We start from the raw sequence: 21,328 nt of genomic DNA on the forward strand, positions 1-21,328 counted from the left end.
GCAAGGAAGGGAAAGTGGCCATCGTGGCCGTGATGCGGAAGATGCTGGTCATTCTCAACGCCCGCGTGCGCGACGCCTCAAGCGGACCGATCCCCGCTTGAGGCACGCCCAGGGCGCACGGCAGCGGCTGCCGGCCGGCAGCCGGCTTTGCCGTGTCTGTCTGCCAGACGGCCAAAATCCCATCCCACAACACAGTTGCTACACGGACGTACTTGCGGCGTGTCCTGACCACCCACACCGCCCCGCCATCCCACGCATAGCCCGCTTTTGACGTTGACGTTGACGGTAGCGGGTGCAGGGCTGCAAGCCCTGCCGACAAACCCCTCAGCGGCGGGGGGACAGCTGCTCCAGCAGTTCCCAGGATTTCAGGCCGCGTGCGCCCAGGTGATGGGCCAGCACCCGCCGCATCGGCAGCCGCAGGCTGGCCAGGTCGGCCGCATCGGGTTCTTCGTCGGCGCCCAGCGCCAGCAGCGCCGAACCGGTGGCCGCGGCACTGCGCTCGCCGTCACGCACGCTCAACAGCCGCTGCGGACCCTCCTGCGGGTCCAGCGCATAACGCGCCGCCGGATCGATCGGCTGCCCGTCGCTGGCCGTTTCCAGATCGAAGCCCAGGCCCAGTGCCGCCAGCAGCTCGCGCTCGAAACGGCGCAGGGTCCAGGCCAGGCCGGCCCCGACCGCCAGCCGCGCGCGCGCTTCGCCGTAAGCCAGATAGAGATCGGGCAGCGGGTCCTGGCGCGGGGCCAGGCGCAGGGTCAGTTCACTCAGGTAGAAACCGGCCAGCATGGCCTGCCCCACCAGCCGCGGCGCCGCATCCAGCGCCTCGGCACCGCGCAACTGCGCCAGCTCACCGCGCTGCTGGGCGCTGAAGCGAATCCATTGCAGGGGCTGCAGGGCGGCGCGCAGCACCTGCCCTTTGGCGGTGGAGACCCCGCGCGCCAGCACGCCGATACGGCCATGCTGCGCGCTCAGCACCTCCACCAGCAGGCTGGTCTCGCGGTAGGCCCGTGCGTGCAGCACGAACCCGGTGTCGTCCTCGATCAGCATCGAAGCGACCGCAACGGCTTATTCGTAGCCGAAGGCCTTCAGTGCGGCCTCGTCGTCGGACCAGCCTTCACGCACGCGCACCCAGGTTTCCAGGAACACCTTGGCCCCGAACAAACGCTCCATCTGCAGGCGCGACTTGGCCCCGATCTCCTTCAGGCGGGCGCCGCCCTTGCCGATCACAATGGCCTTCTGGCCCTCGCGCTCGACCCAGATGACCGCGCCGATGCGCAGCAGGTTGCCGTCTTCGGTGAAGCGCTCGATTTCCACCGTGGTGGCATACGGCAGTTCTTCGCCAAGCTGGCGCATCAGCTGCTCGCGCACCAGTTCGCCGGCCAGGAAACGCTGGCTGCGGTCGGTGATCTCGTCCTCGCCGAACATCGGCGGGGCTTCCGGCAGCAGCTTCAGCACGTCGCGCACCAGCGCTTCCAGGCCGTTGCGCTTCTGCGCGGAAATGGGATGCACGGCGGCGAAATCGCGGCCGTTGGTGACTTCCTGCAGGAACGGCAGCAGCGCGCCCTTGTCCTTCAGGCGGTCGATCTTGTTGACCACCAGCACCACCGGCACGCCGGCGTCGCGCAGCACGTTGAAGGCCAGGCTGTCCTCTTCGTCCCAGCGACCGGCTTCGATCACCAGCAGGCCGGCGTCCACGCCTTCCAGCGAGCCGCGGGCAGCGCGGTTCATCACCCGGTTCATCGCCCGCTTCTGCACCTTGTGCAGCCCGGGGGTGTCGACCAGCACCAGCTGGCCTTCGGGATAGGTGGCGATGCCCAGCAGGCGGTGGCGCGTGGTCTGCGGGCGGTTGGAGACGATACTGACCTTGGCGCCGACCAGCGCATTGGTCAGGGTCGACTTGCCCACGTTCGGGCGGCCGATGACGGCCACACTGCCGCAATGATGGGGAATCTGTTCGCTCACTTGGAATCCAGTTGTTCAAGGACGGCCGCAGCCGCCTGTTGTTCGGCAATCCGCCGCGAGGAGCCTTCGCCCTCGATGCTGGCGGCGGGGTCGGCTACGTTGCAGCGTACCCGGAAGTGCTTGGCGTGGTCGTCACCGGATTCTGACACCAGTTCGTACTGCGGCAACGCCTTCTGTCGGGCCTGCAGCCATTCCTGCAGGCGGGTCTTGGGGTCCTTTTCCGGGCGCCCGGTGGCCGGCAGCGCCTCCATGGAGGCACTGAACCAGGGCAGCACCACCGTGCGGCAGGCCTCGAAGCCCCCATCCAGGTAGATCGCAGCCACCACCGCTTCCACGGCGTCGGCCAGGATCGAGTCGCGGCGGTGGCCGCCGGATTTCATCTCGCCTGCGCCCAGGATCAGGCGCTCGCCGAGCTGCAGGGTGCGCGCGATCACCGCCAGTGCCTCCTCCCGCACCAGCGCGGCACGGGCGCGGGTGAGCGCGCCCTCGTCGGCCTTGGGCCAGCGGTGGTACAGGGCCTCGGCCACCATCTGGTTGACGATGCTGTCGCCCAGGAATTCCAGGCGCTCGTTGTGCGGCGCACCGGCACTGCGATGGGTCAGCGCCTGCTTCAGCAGGGCCGGATCGCGGAAGCTGTGACCGATCAGGTCACCACGTTGGAAAGGTTTATTCGGCACCGCTACGGGTCAGGTCCTGGGTCGATTCAAACTTGCCAACCACGTCCAGGTTGCCGACCAGCGGGCGGCGCACTTCGTAGTTGACGGTAAGGGTCCAGCCGCCATCGCGTCGGGCGAACTTGACGTTGGCCGGCTTCACGTTGTCCGAGTAGTTGATGTACAGCCGCTTGAAGAACAGGTCCTGGATCTGCGCCGGCGCCATGGTGCCCACGTTGGGCTCGGCCGCCAGGCTCTTCATGGCCGAACGCACCGAGTAGTACTCCTGGTACATCGGGAACAGCTTCATGCCGATGTACAGGAAGAACCCGACCACGGCCAGTACGACCAGGAACGAGGTCAAAGTCATGCCGCGCTGCGTGTTCATCGTCTTCATGGCGTTTCTCCCCAGATACGCGAATGGATGTGAAGTCAGTTTCAGTTGATGCCCGAACCGATACGCGACGGTTCGAAGCCGTCCTTGCAGAACCAGCCCGAGCAGTTCAGCCAGATCAGGAAGGCCTTGCCGCGCAGGTTTTCTTCCGGCAGCAGGCCCCAGAACCGGCCGTCGTCGCTGTTGTCGCGATTGTCGCCCATCACCAGATATTTACCAGCCGGCACGGTCCACTGGCCCTGGCCGCGCGGGAAATCGGTCTCCAGCACGGTATGGGTCCGGCCCGGCAGGTGCTCGACCAGCAAATTGGCGCCTTCGCCCTGACCACGGTGGCCGGCGTAGATGCCCTTGTTGTCATACTTCAGCGCTTCGCCGTTGAGGGTGACGCTGTCGCCGTCGAAGGACACCGTATCGCCCGGCACGCCGATCACGCGCTTGATGAAGTTCTCGCCCTTGGCCGGATCGTTGTCGCTGTGGCCGGGGAAGTGGAACACCACCACGTCGCCGCGCGAGGGCTCGCCCACCGGTACGAACTTGGTGTTGCTGATCGGCAGGCGCAGGCCGTAGGAGAACTTGTTGACCAGGATGAAATCACCGATCAGCAGGTTGGGCATCATCGAGCTGGACGGAATCTTGTACGGCTCGGCAATGAAACTGCGCACTACCAGCACGATGGCCAGCACCGGGAAGAAGGCGCGAGAGTAATCCACCAGCACCGGCTCGGTGTCGAGCAGGCCGGCGCGCTGGGCACGGCGCTTGGCGAAGTACAGCTTTTCGGCAAGCAGGATCAGGCCCGAGGCCAGGGTCAGTACGACCAGGAGGATCTCAAACAGTTTCATTCAGGGTCCTTTGCAACGTCACCGGACGAACGGCCCCGAAGGGCCGCTGCGGGCTTACTTGTTGTCCATCTGCAGCACGGCCAGGAAGGCTTCCTGCGGAATTTCCACGCGGCCCACCTGCTTCATGCGCTTCTTGCCTTCCTTCTGCTTTTCCAGAAGCTTCTTCTTGCGCGAAACGTCGCCACCATAGCACTTGGCCAGCACGTTCTTGCGCATGGCCTTGACCGTGGTGCGGGCGATGATCTGCGAGCCGACGGCGGCCTGGATGGCCACGTCGAACTGCTGGCGCGGGATCAGGTCCTTCATCTTTTCGCACAGCTCGCGGCCGCGGCGGTCGGCATGGCTGCGGTGCACGATCAGCGACAGGGCGTCGACCTTGTCACCGTTGATCAGCACGTCCACGCGCACGAACGGGCCGGCGTCGAAACGCACGAAGTGGTAGTCCAGCGAGGCATAGCCACGGCTGACCGACTTCAGTTTGTCGAAGAAGTCCAGCACCACTTCGGCCATCGGCAGCTCGTAGCTGATCTGCACCTGGCTGCCCAGGTAGTTGATGCCGATCTGGCTGCCGCGCTTTTCTTCGCACAGCTTGATGATGTTGCCGATGTACTCCTCGGGGGTGAGCACGTTGGCGCGGATGATCGGCTCGCGGATCTCTTCCACATGGTTCACCGGCGGCAGCTTGGCCGGGTTGTCCATGTTGATGATGGTGCCGTCGGTCTTCAGGACCTCGTAGACCACCGTCGGCGCGGTGCTGATCAGGTCCAGGTTGTATTCGCGCTCCAGGCGCTCCTGCACGATTTCCATGTGCAGCATGCCCAGGAAGCCGCAGCGGAAACCGAAGCCCATCGCTTCGGAGCTTTCCGGCTCGAAGCGCAGCGCGGCGTCGTTCAGGCGCAGCTTGTCCAGCGCTTCGCGCAGGTCCGGGTAGTCCTCGGCATCGACCGGGAACAGGCCGGCGAACACGCGCGGCTGCATTTCCTGGAAGCCCGGCAGCGGCTTGGGCGCCGGATCGGCGGCCAGGGTGAGGGTGTCGCCCACCGGTGCGCCGTGCACGTCCTTGATGCTGGCGGTGACCCAGCCCACTTCACCGGCACGCAGCGCCGGCAGCACTTTCCGCTTCGGCGTGAACACGCCGACGTTGTCGACCTGGTGGGTACGGCCGGTGGACATGACCTGCAGCTTGTCGCCGGCCTTGATCTGGCCCTGCATGACGCGCACCAGCGAGACCACGCCCAGGTAGTTGTCGAACCAGGAATCGATGATCAGCGCCTGCAGCTTGTCGGTGTCGCGCGGCTGCGGTGCCGGAATGCGGTGCACGATGGCTTCCAGCACGTCCTGCACGTTCAGGCCGGTCTTGGCACTGACCGGCACGGCGTCGGCGGCGTCGATGCCGATCACGGCCTCGATCTCGGCCTTGGCGCGTTCGATATCGGCGGTGGGCAGGTCGATCTTGTTGATGACCGGCACCACTTCCAGGCCCTGCTCGACGGCGGTGTAGCAGTTGGCCACCGACTGTGCTTCCACGCCCTGGGCGGCATCGACCACCAGCAACGCGCCTTCGCAGGCGGCCAGCGAACGGCTGACTTCATAGGAGAAGTCGACGTGGCCGGGGGTGTCGATGAAGTTCAGGTGGTAGGTCTGCCCATCCTTGGCCAGGTACGGCAGCGACACCGACTGGGCCTTGATGGTGATGCCACGCTCGCGCTCGATCGGGTTGGAGTCGAGCACCTGCGCTTCCATCTCGCGGGCCTGCAGGCCGCCACAGAGCTGGATGATGCGATCGGCCAGCGTGGACTTGCCGTGGTCGACGTGGGCAATGATGGAGAAGTTGCGGATGTTCCGCATCGAATCAGAAGACATAGGTGGCGGCGGCGCGCGGCGTCGTCAGGGTAACGGTGGATTATCGCATGCCCGGGGCCTGCCCGCTTGGGCGCGCTCGTTGGGCGGCTGGAAATGGCCGAAGCCCCGCCAGAGCGGGGCTTCGGGGGATTGCCAGGGCCGCCGGGGGCGGCCGTGAAGGCCTTACTGGCCGGCCTTGACCGCCACGAAGGCGCTGTTGCCGCTGTTGGCACGCACCAGCAGCAGGACCACGTCTCCCTTCTTGTAGCCGGACAGCGCGCGGTTGAGCGCGTCGACGCGGCCGACCGGGGTGTTGCCGACACGCAGGATGACCATGCCCGGCGACAGGCCGGCATCGCGGGCACCTTCACCCTTCACCCCGGTAATGCGCACGCCCTCGCCCGCATCCAGGCCGAGCTGCTTGCGCTGCGGTGCGGTCAGCTCGGTCACGTCCAGGCCCAGCAGGGCGTTGGCACCGGTCTGCGGGGGCGCGTCGGCGTCGGCGGTGGACGTACCACGGCCGTCGGCCTGGCCGTCTTCGGTCAGCGCGGTCAGGGTGGCGCTGAGCTCACGCGGCTTGCCGTCGCGGTAGACCACCAGGGTCACCTTGCTGCCCGGCGCCATGGCACCGATCAGCGGCGGCAGATCGGACCAGGTGTTGACCGCGCGGCCATTGACCGAGCGGATCACGTCACCCAGTTGCACACCGGCCTTGGCCGCGGCGCTGCCCGGCACGATCTGGTTGACCAGGGCGCCACGGCTGTCGGGCAGGCCCAGGCCCTGCGCCTTGAGCGAATCGACCTGCTCGACCACCGCACCCAGCTGGCCACGGGTGACCTTGCCACTCTTCTTGATCTGCTCGACCGCGCTCATCGCCAGGTCGATCGGGATCGCGAAGCTGATGCCCATGTAGCCGCCCGAGGCGGAGAAGATCTGCGAATTGATGCCGACCACTTCACCGCGGGTGTTCAGCAGCGGGCCACCGGAATTGCCCTGGTTGATCGCCACGTCGGTCTGGATGAAGGGCACGTAGCGCTGGTCGGTGCCACCGGTGCTGCGGCCGAGCGCACTGACGATGCCCGCGGTGACCGAGTGGTCCAGGCCGAACGGCGAACCGATCGCGACCACCCACTGGCCCGGCTTCAGGGTATTGGAATCGCCCACGCGCACGGTCGGCAGGTTCTTGCCTTCGATCTTCAGCAGGGCCACGTCGTACTGCTGGTCGCTGCCGACCACCTTGGCGGTGAACTCGCGGCTGTCACCCAGCTTGACCTTCACCTCGCTGGCATCGGCCACCACGTGGTAGTTGGTCAGCACATAGCCGTCGGGCGAGATGATGAAGCCCGAGCCCATGCCACGGCCCTTGATGCTGGGCCCGCTGTCGCCCCCACCCTGCCCCGGCATCGGGAAGTCCGGACCGAAGAAGCGGCGGAAGAATTCGGGCATCTCGTCGTCGCCGGGGCCCATGCCGCCGCGCGCCTGGCGGTTCTGGCGCACGATGGTGGTATCGACGTTGACCACGCCCGGGCCGACCTGTTCGACCAGGTTGGTGAAATCGGGCAGGCCACTGACCAGCGGCTGCGCCGGTGCGCGGGGGGCGGCCGCCGCTGCGACCGGCTGCGCCGGGGCGGCCGGTGACGGCGCCTGCGCGCAGGCCATCAACGGCAGGGTCATCACCAGCAGGCCCATGGCATGGGTACGGAATCGGGCAGTCATCGAACGGCAACCTCCGGATCGGATGGAAAACGGGAGAGGCGCCCCGCCAGCGGCGGGGCGTGGACCGGCGCGCTCCAGGTCAGTCGCGCGGGCGGGGCGGCGCCGGCAGATCGTCCTGCAGGCGCGGCTCGAAGGGATAGAACGCGGCGCCAGCGGACGCGGCCGGGAAGCTGGCGTTGAGGGCGCTGCCGCCGGCCGGGGCCAGGCTGGACTTCGGCCAGGGCCGTGCCTGCAGGCTGCCGACATCGCCGAAGGGCAGATGGCGCGCGTTGGCAGCGGGCACCGACAGCACCAGCGGCGTTGTGGCGGTGGCGACGGCACGCTGCGGCGCTTCGTCACGCTGGGCCACGCGTGCGGCCTGCTGGCTGCGGGTGGCACTGGCACGGCGGGCATCCTGGCGGCGGCTGGCGGCCATGGCCACCGCCGGCACAGCGGCGACGGCCATCGCGGCGCTGTCTGCCGACGCTTCGGTCACCGGTTCGGCAGTGGGCGCCAGTTCGGCCTGGCTGGCCACCACCTGGGGGGCCAGGGCTTCGCCGGGTGCGGGGGTCTGCAGCTTTTCGCCGCCCATGAACAGGGCCACGGCGGCCACCGAGGCCGCCAGTGCGGCACCGCCGCCCCAGGCACGCCAGCCAGTGCGACGCACCTGCCGGCGCGGTTCGGCCACCGGCGCGGGTTCGGCGGCAATCGCCGCGGCCACGCGTTCACTGAAACCGGCCGGGGCCAGCAGCGAGGCCTGGCCACGCATCACATCGCCCAGCAGCTGCCAGCGTTCCTGGCAGCCGGCCAGTTCCGGATCATGTTCCATGCGGCGCAGCAGGAAGCGCGCCTCGTCGGCGCCCAGCTCGCCATCGACCAGGGCCGACAACTGTTCGCGGTGGCGCTGGTCCAGGCGCTGCCCGGCCGGGGATTGATGGTTATGCGATTCGTTCAACGGGTTACTGGTCATACGCGGCTCTTCTCGCGGGTGGCGCTGCCGATGTCCAGCAGCGGCCGGAGTTCAGTGTCGATCGCCTCGCGCGCCCGGAAGATCCGCGAACGCACGGTGCCGATCGGGCACCCCATCTTCTGCGCGATTTCCTCGTAGCTCAGGCCTTCCACCTCGCGCAGGGTGATCGCCGACCGGAGTTCTTCCGGCAGCGCGTTGACGGCCTTCATCACCGTCTGTTCCAGCTCCTGGCGCATCAACTCGCGTTCGGGCGTGTCGGTGTCGCGCAGACGGGTGCCGCTGTCGAACTGCTCGGCATCACCGATGTCGATGTCATCGGTGGGCGGGCGTCGATTGTGTGAAGCCAGGTAGTTTTTGGCAGTGTTCACGGCGATCCGATGCAACCAGGTTGAGAACTGGGCGTCGCCGCGGAAGCTTCCTATTGCGCGATAGGCGCGCATGAAAGTGTCCTGGGCCACGTCCTGACATTCGCTCCAGTCGGCGATGTAGCGACCGACAAGGGCCACCACGCGATGCTGGTACTTGCGCACCAGGACATCGAACGCGGCGCTCTCGCCGTGCTGCACGCGCCGGACCAGTTCCAGATCCAGCTCCTGTGGTGTTTCAACCTCGGCCATGAGGGGCCGCACTCCTGTCAGCCCAACCGACGTCGGGCAATGAGACTGCCAATCCCGGGAAAAGTTCAGTCGCCGATCACCCGGCGCCGCACCAGCTTTTAACCACCGTTCCGCTAGCGTCCGGTTCCACGGCCATGGGTCCGGGGTCGCCTACCCCTCCTATTGGGATTTGACGCGGGGGAAACAACCTCTGGATCATAGCCGCTTCTCCATACACAACCGGATGGAACGTCCATGCTCTCAGGCTTCGATGGGCTCCGCTTCAGCCACTGGCACCCCGAAATCCGTGAAGACGGCGTGGTGATCCTTACCCTGGATCGTCAGGACACCAGCGTCAACGCGATGTCGCAGGACGTGCTGCTGGAACTGGGCGACCTGCTCGAACGCATCGCCCTGGACCCGCCCAAGGGCGTGGTGATCCAGTCGGCGAAGAAGGCCGGCTTCATTGCCGGTGCCGACCTGAAGGAGTTCCAGGAATTCGACCGCCGCGGCACCGTGAACGATGCCATCCGCCGCGGCCAGTCCACTTACCAGAAGCTGGCCGAGCTGCCCTGCCCCACCGTGGCGGCCATTCATGGCCATTGCCTGGGCGGCGGCACCGAACTGGCGCTGGCCTGCCGCTACCGTGTGGCGTCCAATGACAGCAGCACCCGCATCGGCCTGCCGGAGACCCAGCTGGGCATCTTCCCGGGCTGGGGTGGCAGCGCCCGCCTGCCGCAGCTGGTTGGCGCCCCGGCGGCGATGGACCTGATGCTGACCGGCCGCACGCTGTCGGCGTCGGCTGCCCGTGGCATCGGCCTGGTTGACAAGGTGGTGGCACCGGCCGTGTTGCTCGATACCGCCGTGGCGCTGGCCCTGTCCGGCACCACTCGGCCGTTGAAGCAGCGCGCGACCGCGTGGGCCACCAACACCTGGCTGGCGCGCACGCTGCTGGCACCGCAGATGGTCAAGCAGGTTGCCCGCAAGGCAAAGAAGGACCAGTACCCGGCGCCGTATGCGCTGATCAGCACCTGGCAGCGCAGCGGCGGCAAGCCGATCCAGGCACGCCTGGATGCCGAGCGCCGCGCGGTGGTGAAGCTGGCCAGTACGCCGACCGCGCGCAACCTGATCCGCATCTTCTTCCTGACCGAGCGCCTGAAAGGCCTGGGCAGCGGTGATTCCGGCATCCGCCACGTGCACGTGGTCGGTGCCGGCGTGATGGGCGGTGACATTGCCGCCTGGGCCGCCTACAAGGGTTTCGAGGTGACCCTGCAGGACCGCGAGCAGCGTTTCATCGACCCGGCGATGGAGCGGGCCCAGGCGTTGTTTGCCAAGAAGGTGCGCGACGAGAGCAAGCGCCCGGCGGTGGCCGCGCGACTGCGTGCCGACCTGGAGGGCAACGGCGTGGCCGAGGCCGATCTGGTGATCGAGGCCATCATCGAGAACCCCGAGGCCAAGCGTGCGCTGTACCAGACGCTGGAACCGAGGATGAAGCTGGACGCCCTGCTGACCACCAACACCTCGTCGATTCCGCTGGTGGAACTGCGCGACCACATCCAGCGCCCGGCGCAGTTTGCCGGCCTGCACTACTTCAACCCGGTGGCGCAGATGCCGCTGGTGGAAATCATCCACCACGACGGCATGGCAGCGGAGACCGAGCGCCGCCTGGCCGCGTTCTGCAAGGCGCTGGGCAAGTTCCCGGTGCCGGTGGCCGGCAGCCCGGGCTTCCTGGTCAACCGCGTGCTGTTCCCGTACATGCTGGAAGCGGCCACTGCCTATGCCGAAGGCGTTCCCGGCCCGGTGATCGACAAGGCGGCGGTGAAGTTCGGTATGCCGATGGGGCCGATCGAGCTGATCGACACGGTGGGTCTGGACGTGGCCGCCGGCGTGGGCCGTGAACTGGCCCCGTTCCTGGGCCTGCAGATTCCGGCGGCGCTGCAGACGGTGGAGCCGGACAAGCGCGGCAAGAAGGACGGCCAGGGCATTTACACCTGGGAAAACGGCAAGCCGAAGAAGCCGGACGTGGCCAGCAACTACCAGGCCCCGACCGATCTGGAAGACCGCCTGATCCTGCCGCTGTTGAACGAGGCGGTGGCCTGCCTGCACGAAGGCGTGGTGGCCGATGCGGACCTGCTGGATGCGGGTGTGATCTTCGGCACCGGTTTCGCCCCGTTCCGTGGCGGCCCGATCCAGCACATCCGCACGGTGGGCGCCGATGCGATCGTCGAGCGGCTGAAGGCGTTGCAGCAGCGCCATGGCGACCGCTTCGCCCCGCGCCCGGGCTGGGACAACCCCGCCCTGCGCGAACCGGTGGTGTGAGTTGGTCGGCCGGGCCTGCCGCCCGGCACCCGCAGAGGCAACAGCAACAGCCGGCTCTGGCTTTTCTATTTGCTGGGCGGGGCGGTGTGGCCTTGCAGGACACGCCGTAAACCCCCGACAGTTTTCCGGTGACGGTAAGTGAACTCCGGTTCCGGCAGGTGTCGACCTTGGTCGACACGCTTGGTCCACGCCTGCGTGGATGCGAGCGAAGCGACCGGCGTTTGATTTTGATTTTCTTTTTTCTTTTCCGTGGCTGACGCGCACGGAAACCCTCAGGGGCCGGGGCGGGTTGGGGGCGCGGGACCGCAGGCGCCATGGATGGCGCCTACGAGCCTCCAGGGACGGATTCACGGCGTGTCCCGCGCCCCCAACCCGCCCCGGCCCAACACGAAATTCGCAGCACGCCCAGCCACGAGGGGCTGCGCCGTTGGCGGGAACCCCGTCGAGCAGGCTCGACGCTACGGAACAGGCTGTTACCCGCATGGGGCATGTAGCCGTCACCACGGCGTGCCATGCTGGCGCCCTTGATTCCTGCCAGCGAGAACGCCCGCATGACCACCATCATCGCCCCGCGCGTCCACGACATCGGCGGCCTGGAAGTGCGCCGCGCCGTCCCCACGCTGCAGGCCCGCAGCATCGGTTCGTTCGTGTTCGTCGACCAGATGGGCCCGGCCATCATGCACCCCGGCACCGCCATCGACGTGCGCCCGCACCCGCATATCGGCCTGGCCACGGTGACCTACCTGTGGTCCGGCGCCATCGGCCACCGCGATACGCTGGGCTCGGACCAGGTGATCCGCCCTGGCGATGTGAACTGGATGACCGCCGGCCGCGGCATCGCCCATTCCGAGCGCACGCCGCCGCCGGATCGCGGCCACGACAATCCGATCCATGGCATGCAGACCTGGGTGGCGCTGCCGAAGTCGCATGAAGAAATCGAACCAGCCTTCTACCACCACGCCGCCGCCACCCTGCCCGAACAGCGCCGCAACGGCGTCTGGCTGCGGGTGATCGCCGGTCGCGCCTATGGCGAGGAGTCGCCTGTGAAGGTCTTCGCCGATACCTTGAACGTGGCCATCGACCTGGACCCCGATGCCGAGATCGACATCGACAATGGCCACCGCGAACGTGCGCTGTACATCCTGGAAGGCCAGGCCCAGCTGGATGGCGTGGACATTCCCGCCCAGCATCTGGTCATCCCCGAAGCCGGCGCCATCGGCCGCCTGCGCGCAAAAACGCCGGTGAAGGCCATGCTGTTCGGCGGCGAACCGCTGGATGGGCCGCGGCACCTGTGGTGGAACTTCGTGTCCAGTTCCAAGGAACGCATCGAACAGGCCAAGCACGATTGGGAAGCCGGTCGCTTCGGCACGATCCCGGGTGACGACAAGGAATTCATTCCGTTGCCGCAGTATTGACGGCAGTCGAGCACGCTCGACTCTACGCGTTGTACACATGTTCATCACCGGCCGCCCACTTCAATGCGACCGCACGCATCCGCGCGCCTCAATGGAGTGCACGTCATGGGCATGGGCAAGCGCTTGGCCGCCGAATTCCTCGGCACGTTCTGGCTGGTGTTGGGCGGGTGTGGCAGCGCGGTGCTGGCGGCCAAGTTCGGCGGCGACGGCAATCCGCTGGGTATTGGTTTCCTGGGCGTGGCATTGGCGTTCGGCCTGACCGTAGTTACCGGTGCCTATGCCTTCGGCCATGTGTCGGGCGCGCATTTCAATCCGGCCGTCAGCGTCGGCCTCTGGGCCGGTGGCCGCTTCCCGGCCCGCGATCTGCTGCCGTACATCATGGCCCAGTGCGTCGGTGGCCTGCTGGCGGGCTTCATCCTGCTGCAGATTGCGTCCGGTGCCAGCGGCTTTGCCATTGATGGCAGCCAGGCCGGCGCGTTCGCCAGCAATGGGTACGGCGTACTGTCGCCGGGCGGCTACAGCGTGGCGGCCGCCTTCCTGTGCGAAGTGGTGCTGACCGCCGTATTCCTGGTGGTGATCATGGGCAGCACGCACGGCAAGGCCCCGGCCGGCTTTGCGCCGCTGGCCATCGGCCTGGCCCTGACCCTGATCCATCTGATCAGCATTCCGGTCACCAACACGTCGGTGAACCCGGCGCGCTCCACCGCCGTGGCTTTCTTCGCCGGCAGCGGTGCCACCGGCCAGTTGTGGCTGTTCTGGGTGGCGCCGCTGCTGGGCGGCATGATCGGCGGCATGATCTACAAGTGGGTCGGCACCGACCGGTGATCTCCGCCGCGTCCATTGCGGCCGTCGCCCGGCCGCAATGGTTACATCTGCAACCGCAATTTGTGGGATCGCTCACGTTCCGTTAAGGTCGGCTTGACCTCCCGTGCACGTGCCGGGAACGTCGGCATCCGGGGATGGGATGCCCGCGCCGCCAGTGCCATCGGCGGGGACTCTAGGCCACACCACTTTGGGGGAATGCATGAAGTTCGTGCCTGTTCTGTTGTCGAGCCTGTTGTTTGCCGCGGCCAACGCCGCCGCACAGGCGCCGGTTGACTGTCCTACGCTGCCGGCCAGCAGTGGCCTGCAATGGCAGCAGCAGGTGCAGAGCGATTTCCTGATCTGCCGCGCCAGCACCGCCGACGGCCGCGAAGTGCTGAGCCTGATGCTGAGCCAACGCGATCCCAACATTCCACTCAGCCGATCGCTGCGCGAGGAAAAGGGCAGCTTCGGCGGTGAATCGATGTACTGGTACAGGCCCGACCTGGGCGGCCAGCAGCCCCCCGGCTATGCCGAGCGCCGCATCAGCGTGGTCAAGCTGGACAAGGGCCGTTACGCGCAGATCGCCCTGTACCCGGGCAGCACCCAGGAAATGGGCAACCTGCAGCAGCTGGCGCAGGGCATGAGCCTGAACCCCACTGCCGTGGCCGACGGCCGCTGAATGCGCGCGGGGATGACTGCCTGGCAGCCTCCCCGCCGTCCCGCCCGGCGCTTCCGCTCAGAAGCGGCCTTCCTGGAAATCGACGAAGGCCTGCATCAGTTCCTGCCGGGTGTTCATCACGAACGGCCCATGGCGCATGACCGGCTCGCGCAGCGGACGGCCCGCAACAAGGATCAAGCGCGCGCCCTCGGCACCGGCCGACACGTGCAGCTGCTCGCCACCGCCGAGCACGGCCAGTTCCTGCCGCGCCACATCGCGCGCCGCATCCTGCTCACCCACGGTCAGCGCACCTTCGAACACGTAGGCAAAGGCGTTGTGGCCTTCCGGCAGCGTATAGGTCCAGGCGCGATCAGGCTCCAGGGTGATATCCAGGTAGACCGGATCGGTGGCCGGCTGCGCGATCGGCCCTGCGGTGCCATCGACCGTACCGGCGATCACCTTCACCTGCACGCCGTCGGCCGGCTGCACCACCGGAATGCGCTCGGGCGCGAACTCCTGGTATTTCGGGTCGGTCATCTTGTCCCGCGCCGGCAGGTTCACCCACAGCTGGAAGCCACGCATCTGCCCGCTTTCCTGCTCGGGCATTTCCGAATGCACCAGGCCGCGGCCGGCGGTCATCCACTGCACGCTGCCCGGGGTCAGCAGGCCTTCGTTGCCGTGGTTGTCGCGATGCCGCATGCGCCCGTCCAGCATGTAGGTGACGGTCTCGAAGCCCCGGTGCGGGTGTTCCGGGAAACCGGCGATGTAGTCCTCGGCGCGGTCGGTGCCGAATTCATCCAGCAACAGGAAGGGATCCAGATCCGGCAGCGAGGGGCCGCCGATGACCCGGGTCAGGCGCACGCCGGCGCCATCGGACGTGGGCATGCCGCGGATCGTGCGCAGCACGCGCACCGGCTCGGGAAGACTCATGGCAACTCCTGTGGGATGGATGCACATGAAGATGGACGCTGCAGCGCGGCGGGCCAATGGATGGCGCCGCAACCGATTGTTCCATTGCTGGTGTTTGCCGCGCGTCATGTCCGCCGCGCGGCATCGCCTGCGTTGTGTTCGACCAAAGTACTACCGAAGAAGGCTCCCGTGGACATTGACCCTGCCAAGGGCACGCGGGACTCTTTCACTGTCTTTCCGGGAGAGAGCACCTCATGAAAGGGTTTTCCAAACTGGGCTGGGCCGCACTGGCCCTGCTCGGCGCGTTCTGTCTGGGCACCGTCGCCCTGCGCCGCGGCGAACACATCAACGCACTGTGGATCGTGGTGGCCGCGGTATCGCTGTATCTGGTCGCCTATCGCTACTACAGCCTGTTCATCGCCAACAAGGTGATGCAGCTCGATCCGACCCGGGCCACCCCGGCGGTGATCAACAACGACGGTCTGGATTACGTACCAACCAACAAACACGTGCTGTTCGGCCACCACTTCGCCGCCATTGCCGGCGCGGGCCCGCTGGTGGGCCCGGTGCTGGCCGCGCAGATGGGCTACCTGCCCGGCCTGCTGTGGCTGGTGGTGGGCGTTGTGCTGGCCGGCGCGGTGCAGGACTTCATGGTCCTGTTCCTGTCCAGCCGCCGCAACGGCCGCTCGCTGGGTGACCTGGTGCGCGAGGAAATGGGCCAGGTGCCCGGCACCATCGCCCTGTTCGGTGCCTTCCTGATCATGATCATCATCCTGGCGGTGCTGGCCATGGTGGTGGTGAAGGCGCTGGCGGAAAGCCCGTGGGGCATGTTCACGGTGATCGCCACGATGCCCATCGCGATCCTGATGGGCGTGTACATGCGCTACATCCGGCCGGGCAAGATCGGTGAGATTTCCGTGGTGGGCCTGATCCTGCTGCTGGCCGCGATCTGGTTCGGCGGCAAGGTGGCGGCCGACCCGGTCTGGGGCCCGGCGTTCACCTTCACCGGTACCCAGATCACCTGGATGCTGATCGGCTATGGTTTCGTCGCTTCGGTGCTGCCAGTGTGGCTGCTGCTGGCCCCGCGCGACTACCTGTCGACCTTCCTGAAGATCGGCACGATCATCGCGCTGGCCATCGGTATCGTGGTGGTGATGCCGGAACTGAAGATGCCGGCGCTGACCCAGTTCGCCGCCAGCGGTGACGGTCCGGTGTGGAAGGGCGGCATGTTCCCGTTCCTGTTCATCACCATCGCCTGCGGCGCGGTGTCCGGCTTCCATGCCCTGATTTCCTCGGGCACCACGCCCAAGCTGCTGGCCAATGAAGCGCACATGCGCTACATCGGCTACGGCGGCATGCTGATGGAATCGTTCGTGGCGGTGATGGCGCTGGTGGCCGCCTCGATCATCGATCCGGGCATCTACTTCGCCATGAACAGCCCGGCAGCGGTGATCGGTGCCGACGCCGTTTCGGCCGCGCACTACATCACCAATACCTGGGGCTTCACCATCACCCCGGAACAATTGAATGCCACGGCCGCGGCGATCGGTGAACCGACCATCCTGCACCGCGCCGGTGGTGCGCCCACGCTGGCGGTGGGCATCGCGCAGATCCTGCACGAGGCCATTCCCAGCAGCAGCGACGCGATGATGGCGTTCTGGTACCACTTTGCGATCCTGTTCGAAGCGCTGTTCATCCTGACCGCCGTGGATGCCGGTACCCGTGCCGGTCGGTTCATGCTGCAGGACCTGCTGGGCAACTTCGTGCCGGCCCTGAAGAAGACCGAATCGTGGACGGCCAACATCATCGGCACGGCCGGCTGCGTGGCGCTGTGGGGCTACCTGCTGTACACCGGCGTGGTTGACCCGTTCGGTGGCATCCAGACGCTGTGGCCGCTGTTCGGCATTTCCAACCAGATGCTGGCCGGTATCGCGCTGATGCTGGGCACGGTGGTGCTGTTCAAGATGAAGCGTGACCGCTACGCATGGGTGACCGCCGTGCCGGCCGTGTGGCTGCTGATCTGCACCACGTATGCGGGCTTCATCAAGATCTTCGACAGCAACCCGGCGCAGGGTTTCCTGGCACAGGCGCACAAGTACCAGGCCGCCATTGCCAGTGACACCATCACCGCACCGGCCAAGACCGTGGCGCAGATGCAGCAGATCGTGGTGAACGCCTACGTCAACACCGGCCTGACCGCGCTGTTCCTGCTGGTGGTGGCCTCGGTGCTGGTGTATGCGATCAAGACCATCCTGGCCGCCCGTCGCAACCCGCAGCGGACCGACCGCGAGACCCCGTACGTGGCGCTGAAGCCGCACGAAATGGTGGATCTGTAATGAGTACCCAACTGGTTCCGGTAGGCCAGTACCAGGCGCACCGCCGCATCTGGCGGCGCCTGGTGCAGACCGCGCGGCTGTGCTGTGGGATTCCTGATTACGACAACTACGTCCGGCACATGCTGGAAAAGCATCCGGATCAGGAGCCGATGGACTACAAGACATTCTTCCGCGAGCGACAGGAAGCGCGATACGGCGGCCGCAACGGCGGGCGCTGCTGCTGAGGCTTTTGGGTGGGTGCCGGGCTTGCAGCCCGGCCCCCGCCGATCCAACAGCGAGTGCAACTGCAGGAGCGTCGGCTCTGGGTTTCCGTTTGTTTGGCGGGGCGGTGTCGGACTGCGGGGACGCCGCAAGTACGTCCGTGCAGGCTTGGCCGCCGCATCCATGCGGCGGACACCCCGCAATCCGACACCGCCCCACCTTCGACAGATTGCCGCTGACGGCGGGACACATGCGGGGTCACATGCGGGGTCAGATCCGTTTTCCGAAGGAAACGGATCTGACCCCATTTTTTTTTATCGATATCTGACAGATGTGCCGACCAACGGTCGGCACCCATCTACAGCCGCGGAAACCTGTTGAAGGCGGGGTGGGTCCGGTTGCGGGGGCGTGAGCGCCATGGGCCCGAGGCATGCCTCGGGCGGGTTGGGCAGGACGCCCAACCCCGGTCTTGCCGTGTGCGCAGGACAGCGCACACGAGCAAGCGCGACCGAGCTTACATGGACGTACTTGCAGCGTCCCCCGCAACCGGACCCACCCCGCCATCCCACGGAATGCCCACTGTTGCCGTTGCTGTTGCTGTTGCATTGCGCGGGTGCAGGGCTGCAAGCCCTGCTGGCCTATTCCACCAGGGTGATGGGCGTGAGGGTGACCTTGGCGTTGTTCGCCGCGCCCATGCGGTCGGTGTAGCCCTGCCCGCGCTGCAGCAGGTAGAAGCTGTCCAGGTAATCGATGTCGTTGACAAACCACGAGGTCGGCATGGCCTTGAGGATCGCCCCGGCAATATCGGCAATCACCGCGTATTCCGGAGCGAAGGCGCCCAGTGCCGTCTTCACCCCGGTGGCCAGGGCGACCAGCAGTTCCTGGTAGTTGGTATCGCCATCGTCTTCAAACAGCTGTACGTTGGCCGCGTTGAAGCGGTAGTTGCCCCAGATCACCAACGGCTGCTGGGGCGTGTAGTCGGTCTGGTCATGGTCCAGCCACGGCATGTCCACCGTCATCATTTCCGGTTCGGTGGCGTCGACCTGCAGGCCTGACACCACCGCGAACACTTCGGCCGCGCCCAGCGCCCACGGCTCCTGATCGTCATTCAGACGAATACGGTCCAGGCGGGTGATATCCAGCGAAGCGCTGGCGCCATCGGCCGACAGGGTGATGCGTTCGGGCGACTGCAGGCCGCGCGCGCGCAGGCCCGCGTTGACCAGGGCCATGCCTTCCTTCACCGCACTGCGGGTATCCACGTCCACGATCAGCACGGGCACGTCCGGCGCCTGTCGGGCATCGAGCAGGTGCGCGCGACCCTGCGCGTCGTACGCGGTCAGCGTGGTCCAGTCGCGGTCGTTGCCACGCGGCAGGCTGGCCACCCACAATCGCTCCGGCGCGACCGCTGCCAGCGAGGAACCTTCGGGCACGAACGCCCGCAACTGCAGCAGCCCTTGCCCCTGCTGCGCCAGACCCTTGCGCTGGCGCACCTGCTGGTCCTGCGCGGCCAGCAGCGTGCTGGCGCGGGTGCGTGCCTGCGGGTCGAAGCGGGCCATCATCTGCTGCAGGGCGACTCCCTGCTCCGGCCCTGCCTGCAGGGCGGCGCGCGCACTGGCGGCAAACCCGGGCTGGGCCAGCAATGCGGCAACCTCGCGCGCGGTGCTTTCGGTGATCGCCTGTACGTCGGCACGCTGCGGTGTCGAAGGCACCTGCGCGAAGGCGCTGCCAGCGGCAAGCACCAGGGTCAGTACTGCCGCACGAAACATCCGTTCTTTCGTCATGGTCATACCCGGGCAGAGGCTGGCGGCTGCCAGCGGAAGTGCCCACGGTACGGAGCGCACCGGATCGGTTCCGGTATGCACTGCACAGTTCGTGCGGTTGCCGGGGAATGCGTCAGGCGCGGCCTGCGCATTCCCCCGGCCGGTTACGCGCCCGCCATCGCCTTCAGGATCAAGCCGGTGACGTAGGCCAGGCCGGTGCCGGTGGCGTAGCCCACCGTGCCCAGCAACACGCCCACCGGCGCCAGCGACGGATGGAACGCAGCGGCCACCACCGGCGCCGATGCGGCCGCGCCAATGTTGCCCATCGAGCCGACACCGAAGAAGAACAGCGGGGCGCGCACCAGGCGTGCCGCGATCCACAGCACCAGCACGTGGGTGGCCATCCAGATCAGGCCCAGGACGAACAACCAGGGGCGATCCAGCAGCGACAGCAGGTCCATCTGCATGCCGATGCAGGCAATCAGGAAGTACAGGAACACGGTGCCCAGGCGCGATGCACCGGCCGATTCAAGGCGACGTGCGCGGGTGAAGCTCAGGCCGAGGCCGAAGGCGGTGGACAGCAGCACCACCCAGACGAACTGGCTGTCCAGGCTGAACTGGCTGGACCAGCCAACGTTGGCCTTGAACCAGGCGGCCAGCTGCGCGGCGATGGCATGCGCCAGCCCCACCCCGCCCAGCGCCACGCCGACGATCACCATCAGGTCGGTGAGGGTGGGAATGCGCGAATTCTGCGCTTCATAGGCACTGATACGCGCCTTCATTTCGTCGATGGCGCGGGTATCGGCACCGCTGCGGGTGTCGATCTGCTGCGCACGGTTGGCCAGGAACAGCAGGATGGCCATCCACAGACTGGCGCAGGCCACATCGACCACGGCGAACTGGCCGAAGGTGGTGGCGTCGGTGCCGAAGATCTCGCGCATGGCCACCATGTTGGCGCCGCCACCGATCCAGCTGCCCGCCAGCGCGGCCATGCCGGCCCAGGTATCACCGGCCACGGTTTCCGGATGGATGAACTTCATGACCTGGAAGGACACGATGGCGCCCAGCATGACCCCGGCCGTGCCGGCGCAGAACACCAGGATCAGCTTCGGGCCCAGCTTGGCGATGCCTTTCAGGTCGATCGACAGCGTCAGCAGCACCAGCGCCGCCGGCAGCAGCACGTCGCGGGCGATCGGGTTGTACAGGGCCGTGTTGTGGCCATCGATCAGCCCCACGGTGTTGTAGATGGCCGGAATGAAGTAGCACAGCAGCAGGGCCGGCACCCAGGCGAAGATCTTCTTCAGCAACGGGGTGGGGCCACTGGCGGCCCAGAAGATCAGGGCCAGGGTGGCAGCAATCAGGCCAAGGCCTACGATATCGCTGGTGATCAGGGCGGTAGCGGGTTCGGTCGGCATGGGATCCTCTGTCGATCGAAAGAGCGTGGAAAAAAAAGTGCCGCATCGGTGCGGCACGACCCGAGGTTAACATCCTCTTCACGCAGGGTCATGCTGCAGTGCCGGCCATCCTGCCCTTCTTCAACGGAGCCTGTGCCATGCAACTGGGTGCATTTTCAGTCAGTCTGTCGGTGAAGGATCTGGCTGCGTCGCGCTCGTTCTACGAGGCGCTGGGATTTTCGGTGACTGGCGGCGATGCCAGCCAGAACTGGCTGGTGCTGCGCAACGACGGCATCGTGATCGGGCTGTTCCAGGGCATGTTTGAAGGCAACCTGCTGACCTTCAACCCGGGCTGGGACCAGCACAAGCAGGAACTGGCCGACTTCCAGGACGTACGCGAACTGCAGGCCGCCATTGAAGGCAAGGGAATCGAACTTGCCGTGCGCACCGACCCGGATGGCCGGGGAACGGGCTATGTGCAGCTGGCCGACCCGGATGGCAACGTGATTCTGATCGACCAGCACGTGGCGCGGCCGAAAACGCGGTAATCCGCTTCGGTAGGCGTCGACCGGGCGTCGGGCGGC

At 66.8% G+C, this 21,328-nt stretch carries 19 protein-coding genes and 1 pseudogene; 8 read left to right on the forward strand and 12 right to left on the reverse strand.

Annotated features, from left to right (window positions below; all coding sequences use genetic code 11):
* Nucleotides 1-101 (forward strand): annotated as a pseudogene (locus C1922_RS16235) (IS110 family transposase); the annotation flags it as partial.
* 223 nt (nt 102-324) lie between these two features.
* Here the strand turns inward: C1922_RS16235 and recO are convergent.
* The 9 genes from recO to rpoE all read right to left on the reverse strand — a co-directional run bounded on the left by recO (nt 325) and on the right by rpoE (nt 8,969).
* Nucleotides 325-1,044, reverse strand: a complete 720-nt coding sequence (gene recO / locus C1922_RS16240) for a DNA repair protein RecO (RefSeq protein ID WP_108750707.1) — start codon at nt 1,042-1,044, stop codon at nt 325-327.
* A gap of 18 nt (nt 1,045-1,062) precedes the next feature.
* Nucleotides 1,063-1,959 carry a GTPase Era gene (gene era / locus C1922_RS16245; RefSeq protein WP_108750708.1) on the reverse strand — a complete coding sequence of 299 codons (897 nt, stop codon included), beginning with the start codon at nt 1,957-1,959 and terminating at the stop codon, nt 1,063-1,065.
* On the reverse strand, nt 1,956-2,636 hold the full coding sequence (gene rnc, locus C1922_RS16250; RefSeq protein WP_108750709.1) for a ribonuclease III: 681 nt from the start codon (nt 2,634-2,636) through the stop codon (nt 1,956-1,958). The genes era and rnc overlap by 4 nt, the downstream gene beginning before the upstream one ends.
* Nucleotides 2,626-3,009: a DUF4845 domain-containing protein gene (locus C1922_RS16255; protein ID WP_108750710.1), complete on the reverse strand. Its 384-nt coding sequence runs from the start codon at nt 3,007-3,009 to the stop codon at nt 2,626-2,628. Before C1922_RS16255 ends, rnc begins: the two co-directional genes overlap by 11 nt.
* Nucleotides 3,010-3,050: 41 nt before the next feature.
* Entirely contained in the window at nt 3,051-3,845 is a 795-nt protein-coding gene (gene lepB / locus C1922_RS16260) for a signal peptidase I (protein WP_108750711.1), read from the reverse strand.
* Between the two features lie 54 nt (nt 3,846-3,899).
* The gene (lepA, locus tag C1922_RS16265; RefSeq protein ID WP_164272953.1) at nt 3,900-5,693 is read right to left on the reverse strand and encodes a translation elongation factor 4; all 1,794 of its coding nucleotides are present in this window, start codon (nt 5,691-5,693) and stop codon (nt 3,900-3,902) included.
* 177 nt (nt 5,694-5,870) lie between these two features.
* A complete protein-coding gene (locus C1922_RS16270; protein ID WP_108750713.1) occupies nt 5,871-7,403 on the reverse strand; it encodes a DegQ family serine endoprotease in 1,533 nt (510 codons plus the stop codon).
* A gap of 79 nt (nt 7,404-7,482) precedes the next feature.
* Complete coding sequence (locus C1922_RS16275) at nt 7,483-8,352, reverse strand: sigma-E factor negative regulatory protein (protein ID WP_108750714.1); 870 nt, start codon at nt 8,350-8,352, stop codon at nt 7,483-7,485.
* Entirely contained in the window at nt 8,349-8,969 is a 621-nt protein-coding gene (gene rpoE, locus C1922_RS16280) for an RNA polymerase sigma factor RpoE (RefSeq protein WP_108750715.1), read from the reverse strand. The genes C1922_RS16275 and rpoE overlap by 4 nt, the downstream gene beginning before the upstream one ends.
* Before the next feature lie 234 nt (nt 8,970-9,203).
* Here rpoE and C1922_RS16285 point away from each other — a divergent pair, with 234 nt between their 5' ends.
* The 4 genes from C1922_RS16285 to C1922_RS16300 all read left to right on the forward strand — a co-directional run bounded on the left by C1922_RS16285 (nt 9,204) and on the right by C1922_RS16300 (nt 14,165).
* Entirely contained in the window at nt 9,204-11,267 is a 2,064-nt protein-coding gene (locus tag C1922_RS16285; protein ID WP_108750716.1) for a 3-hydroxyacyl-CoA dehydrogenase NAD-binding domain-containing protein, read from the forward strand.
* 551 nt (nt 11,268-11,818) lie between these two features.
* The gene (locus C1922_RS16290; protein ID WP_108751630.1) at nt 11,819-12,682 is read left to right on the forward strand and encodes a pirin family protein; all 864 of its coding nucleotides are present in this window, start codon (nt 11,819-11,821) and stop codon (nt 12,680-12,682) included.
* A 105-nt stretch (nt 12,683-12,787) separates the two neighbouring features.
* Nucleotides 12,788-13,507, forward strand: coding sequence for an aquaporin Z (gene aqpZ / locus C1922_RS16295; RefSeq protein WP_108750717.1), 720 nt, complete (start codon nt 12,788-12,790; stop codon nt 13,505-13,507).
* 199 nt (nt 13,508-13,706) lie between these two features.
* Nucleotides 13,707-14,165 carry a hypothetical protein gene (locus tag C1922_RS16300; protein WP_108750718.1) on the forward strand — a complete coding sequence of 153 codons (459 nt, stop codon included), beginning with the start codon at nt 13,707-13,709 and terminating at the stop codon, nt 14,163-14,165.
* A 57-nt stretch (nt 14,166-14,222) separates the two neighbouring features.
* Here the strand turns inward: C1922_RS16300 and C1922_RS16305 are convergent, their stop codons facing one another.
* Entirely contained in the window at nt 14,223-15,074 is an 852-nt protein-coding gene (locus C1922_RS16305) for a pirin family protein (protein WP_108750719.1), read from the reverse strand.
* Nucleotides 15,075-15,307: 233 nt separating this feature from the next.
* Here C1922_RS16305 and C1922_RS16315 point away from each other — a divergent pair, with 233 nt between their 5' ends.
* Entirely contained in the window at nt 15,308-17,389 is a 2,082-nt protein-coding gene (locus C1922_RS16315; protein ID WP_108750721.1) for a carbon starvation CstA family protein, read from the forward strand.
* Nucleotides 17,389-17,613, forward strand: coding sequence for a CstA-like transporter-associated (seleno)protein (locus C1922_RS16320; RefSeq protein ID WP_049467479.1), 225 nt, complete (start codon nt 17,389-17,391; stop codon nt 17,611-17,613). The genes C1922_RS16315 and C1922_RS16320 overlap by 1 nt, the downstream gene beginning before the upstream one ends.
* A 615-nt stretch (nt 17,614-18,228) precedes the next feature.
* Here C1922_RS16320 and C1922_RS16325 read toward each other — a convergent pair.
* Both C1922_RS16325 and C1922_RS16330 read right to left on the reverse strand, forming a co-directional pair.
* Nucleotides 18,229-19,356 carry a DUF3103 family protein gene (locus tag C1922_RS16325; protein ID WP_159092005.1) on the reverse strand — a complete coding sequence of 376 codons (1,128 nt, stop codon included), beginning with the start codon at nt 19,354-19,356 and terminating at the stop codon, nt 18,229-18,231.
* Nucleotides 19,357-19,514: 158 nt separating this feature from the next.
* On the reverse strand, nt 19,515-20,765 hold the full coding sequence (locus C1922_RS16330) for a DUF819 family protein (RefSeq protein WP_108750723.1): 1,251 nt from the start codon (nt 20,763-20,765) through the stop codon (nt 19,515-19,517).
* Between the two features lie 137 nt (nt 20,766-20,902).
* Here C1922_RS16330 and C1922_RS16335 point away from each other — a divergent pair, with 137 nt between their 5' ends.
* Nucleotides 20,903-21,292: a VOC family protein gene (locus C1922_RS16335; RefSeq protein ID WP_108751631.1), complete on the forward strand. Its 390-nt coding sequence runs from the start codon at nt 20,903-20,905 to the stop codon at nt 21,290-21,292.
* The last annotated feature ends 36 nt before the right edge of the window (nt 21,293-21,328 follow it).

This window comes from Stenotrophomonas sp. ZAC14D2_NAIMI4_7 (assembly GCF_003086675.1).
In the GTDB taxonomy this organism is placed as follows: domain Bacteria; phylum Pseudomonadota; class Gammaproteobacteria; order Xanthomonadales; family Xanthomonadaceae; genus Stenotrophomonas.